The sequence below is a fragment of the Limnofasciculus baicalensis BBK-W-15 genome (assembly GCF_024178385.1).
Classification (GTDB): Bacteria; Cyanobacteriota; Cyanobacteriia; order Cyanobacteriales; family Coleofasciculaceae; genus Limnofasciculus; species Limnofasciculus baicalensis.
The window spans coordinates 1-3,877 of sequence record NZ_JAMZMM010000483.1 but is presented as its reverse complement, the minus strand read 5'-3'; the positions used below and the strand labels follow the sequence as shown (position 1 = coordinate 3,877).

The following is a 3,877-nucleotide window of genomic DNA, read 5'->3' as shown; positions in this document are numbered from 1 at the left end:
GAAGGGGGGGCAATATTTTTGGCTCCCCACTCCCCACTCCCCACTCCCTACTCCCTACTCCCTACTCCCTACTCCCCATCAAAGATACCCATGTTCTGCCAAGAAGTCGGGTGAAATATTATTTAATTTGTCCATTGCTGGTATTTCATGACCGAGTAATTTCTCAACATATTTACCCAAAATATCGGTTTCCAAGTTTACCCAACTACCAATTTGTAAATAACTTAGATTAGTCTGGGCATAACTATGGGGAATCACTGCGACTTTAAACCAACTCCCTTTGCGATCGCAATCTGCTATAGTTACACTTACTCCGTTGACTGCAATACTACCCTTGGAGACAATATAGCCAGCAATATGACGTTGCCACAAATCGCTTAGGGAAGTTGGTGTGCTAAAATACATTTCCCAAGAGTTAGTCGTTTGAACTGACTCCTGCAACGAACCAATCCCATCAATGTGACCTGTGACAAAATGTCCCCCCAATTTGCTGCCAACTCGTAGGGAAGTCTCCAAATTGACATAAGAAGCGGCATGTTGTCGGTTTCCTAGAGTGGTACGGTTCAGGGTTTCATCGGAAGCCGTTGCCACAAACCCTTGGTGCAAAATCTCTTCTACTGTCAAACAAACGCCATCAACGGCCACACTGTCACCAATCGCTAAATCTGATCGGATAATTTCCTTTGCCTCAGAACGGCAGGATATCTCAAAGCGATCCCCTCCTAGTGGTTCAATTGTGCCTAGGGCTTGAATTAATCCGGTAAACACTTGGCCTGGATGTTAGTGATTTGAACATTACCATGTTACTCCCGAACCACGGGAAGAATACCAACTTATTTAACCACTAAGACACGAAGACACTAAGGATTGGATAAACGTCCTGAGAGTGCGGCATACTTGGAGAAGACGATCTTATCGATCTATACCAAAATAAGTTACGCTGGGCTGATTTTAGGGTGGCTCCGTCAACAACCCACCGCTAACCTGTGGGATGGCGGAGTTCCCTAGGCGGGAAGAAAGATGAACACAGTCAGTAAAACGGTTCTGGAATGTTTGCTCCATACCAACAGGGAATCAGCTACAAATACTGTTCATTTGTTCAGAAACAGGATGGTTATTCCTATGCCTAAGTTGTCGTATTGGGAAATTTTAGGGGCGGTGTACCCTATAAAATTTACCCAGTTTCCTAATTTCACCAAGTTGAGTACAGCGATGGTGGGGATCTCCACGAGGGAAAAAAGATGATTGAAATGAGAGTTGCTGGAATTGCGTTAGATGCTGTCACGCGCAGCCCGATTGTGCTGCTTAAAGATGCTTCAGATAGACGTGCTTTACCCATCTACATTGGTCAAGAGCAGGCGAAGGCAATTATCAGTGCATTGGAGAAACAAAGGTCCCCTAGGCCTCTAACCCACGATTTATTTGTGAATCTGATGGAAGGATGGAATATGAAGCTGGAGCGGATTACGATTCACTCGCTTCAGGATAATACGTTTTATGCTAGCCTTGGCGTTCGTCAGGGTGATGTAAAAAGAGAAATTGATGCGCGACCAAGTGATGCGATCGCGATCGCTATCCGCACTAATAGCCCAATCTGGGTGATGGAAGAAGTTGTTGCTGATGCTTCGATACCTGTCGATCGAGATGCTGATGAACAAGAAAGACGCGCTTTCCGGGAATTTATCTCAAACCTCAGCCCCAAAGATTTTGTCCATCACCGGGGTTTTAGAGGCGGGGATGGCTAATTGGTTATTGGTTGTTGGTTTTTAGTTGTTGGTTTTTGACTAATATAATTATCATTATAATAAACAACAAATAACAAACAACAAATAACAAATAACAAACAATGCTTTACCGACGTTTTGGGAAAACAAATCTGCTACTATCAGTGTTTTCCCTGGGAACCATGCGCTGTTTAGCATCTCTTTCTGATGCCCAAGCAACGGTAGAGGCTGCGATGGCAACGCCTGCCAGAGGCATCGCCAAAGGAATTAATCACTTAGAAACTGCTAGGGGTTATGCTAAAAGTGAAGAGTATTTAGGTAAAATCCTCAAAGGCGATTTCCCTAGATCGCAGTTCTACATTACTACAAAAATACCCCCAACACCCGATCCAGATTTAATGAGTCAGTGGATAGATGAATCTTTAGAGCGTCTGGAGGTTGACTATATAGATTGTTTGGCAATTCATGGTATTAATACCTGGGAACATCTGGCTTGGATTAAATCTCCTAATGGCTGCATAAAACCTATAAAAGAAGCATTAGCATCTGGAAAAGTTAGGCATCTTGGCTTCTCTACTCATGCTCCTTTAGAAGTAATTATTGCCGCAATCAATACAGATCTATTTCAATTTGTCAACCTACATTATTATTATTTTTTCCAGCACAATTTACCAGCGGTGGAGTTAGCCCATCAGAAAGATATGGGTATTCTTATTATCTCCCCTGCTGATAAAGGCGGAAAATTATACACCCCACCACCTAAACTAGAGGAACTCTCTTATCCCTTTTCACCGCTAGAATTAAATTATCGCTTTTTATTAAGCGATAGCCGTATTACTACCATCAGCATTGGTCCGGCTAACCCTGATGAATTGATCGCACCTCTAGCAGTTGCGGATCGAGATGAACCTCTCACTTCTATAGAAATTGAAGCCTTTAGGCGTTTAGAAACTCAAGCTGAAAATGCTTTGGTAACAGATCGATGTAGCCAGTGCTACAAATGCCTGCCCTGTCCGGAAAATATTAACATTCCCGAAGTATTACGGCTGCGGAATTTGACTGTGGCTTACGATATGAATGACTATGGTAAATATCGCTATCAAATGTTTGAAAATGCGGGACATTGGTTTCCCGGAGTTAAGGGAAATCGTTGTACTAATTGTGGTGATTGTTTGCCTCGTTGTCCAGAAGAGTTAGATATTCCTAAATTACTTTTGGATACTCATGCTCGTCTTAATGGTTCCCCTCGGCGGCGGCTTTGGGAATAGTTTGGCAACGGATTGGTAACGGATGTAACGGATGTAACGGATTGGCAACGGATTGGTAACGGATGTAACGGATTGGCAACGGATTGGTAACGGATGTAACGGATGTAACGGATGTAACGGATGGGTTGCTGGTTGGGTGGTGTGGATTTTGGGGAACGGATGGGGCAGTGGATCTGTCAATGGTTAGTAATGGGATAGTTTCGGTAAGGAATTACAATGGGGACTATTTTCAGTTTATTGGAAAGACGGATGGTTACAGCTATGATGAAAATTTTATTTCCTATACCTCACACCCCATCTATTATCCCTATTTTACTACTGGGTATTAGCTGGGGTATTATTCCTATTTTGATACCGCAATTATCAGGACAATCATTAGCTGCGCCAATTCCATCTTTAATCCCGTTAGAAATAGATTTACTCAAGGAAAATGCTCCACCACCAAAACCTGGTATTATTACTGTAAATAATATCTCCCAAACTGATATTTCCACCCCTAGCTTATGGTGGGCAAAAGAACAGTTTAATGAGTTTGGCGGGAAACTATTGACTAATTGGATTGCTTACCAAGATGAAAAACGAGTGGATTTAGTAGTTAGTCGTCAACCCTGGACACTGCTAGACTATTTGGAAAGATATCGTTTTGTGAATCGGTTTGGTACGGCTGCTAGAGATTATAAATATAATGTGAGAATCTTCAACGATCGGGCAGTTCTTCTGGCAACCTATACATGTAATTATGGTCAAGAGCAGTCTCAGTGTGAGCTATTAATCTCTGATTCTTCGGGTCAACACGGCTCAGCTGTCCCTCCCCCCCCCCCCCCCCCCCGCCCCCCCCCCCCCCCCCCCCCCCCGCCCCCCCCCCCCCCCCCCCCCCCCCCCCCC

General features: G+C 43.8%; 4 protein-coding genes. 3 read left to right on the top strand and 1 reads right to left on the bottom strand.

Annotation, left to right across the window (positions count from 1 at the left end):
* Positions 1-78: 78 nt before the first annotated feature.
* Entirely contained in the window at positions 79-768 is a 690-nt protein-coding gene (locus tag NJ959_RS26980) for a riboflavin synthase (protein ID WP_254014848.1), read from the bottom strand.
* A gap of 473 nt (positions 769-1,241) precedes the next feature.
* Here NJ959_RS26980 and NJ959_RS26975 point away from each other — a divergent pair, with 473 nt between their 5' ends.
* From NJ959_RS26975 to NJ959_RS26965, 3 genes are all read left to right on the top strand, one after another.
* Positions 1,242-1,745, top strand: a complete 504-nt coding sequence (locus NJ959_RS26975; RefSeq protein WP_254014847.1) for a bifunctional nuclease family protein — start codon at positions 1,242-1,244, stop codon at positions 1,743-1,745.
* A gap of 101 nt (positions 1,746-1,846) precedes the next feature.
* Positions 1,847-2,992, top strand: coding sequence for an aldo/keto reductase (locus NJ959_RS26970; RefSeq protein ID WP_254014846.1), 1,146 nt, complete (start codon positions 1,847-1,849; stop codon positions 2,990-2,992).
* Between the two features lie 216 nt (positions 2,993-3,208).
* The coding region (locus NJ959_RS26965) for a hypothetical protein (RefSeq protein ID WP_254014845.1) at positions 3,209-3,877 on the top strand (669 nt) is incomplete at its 3' end.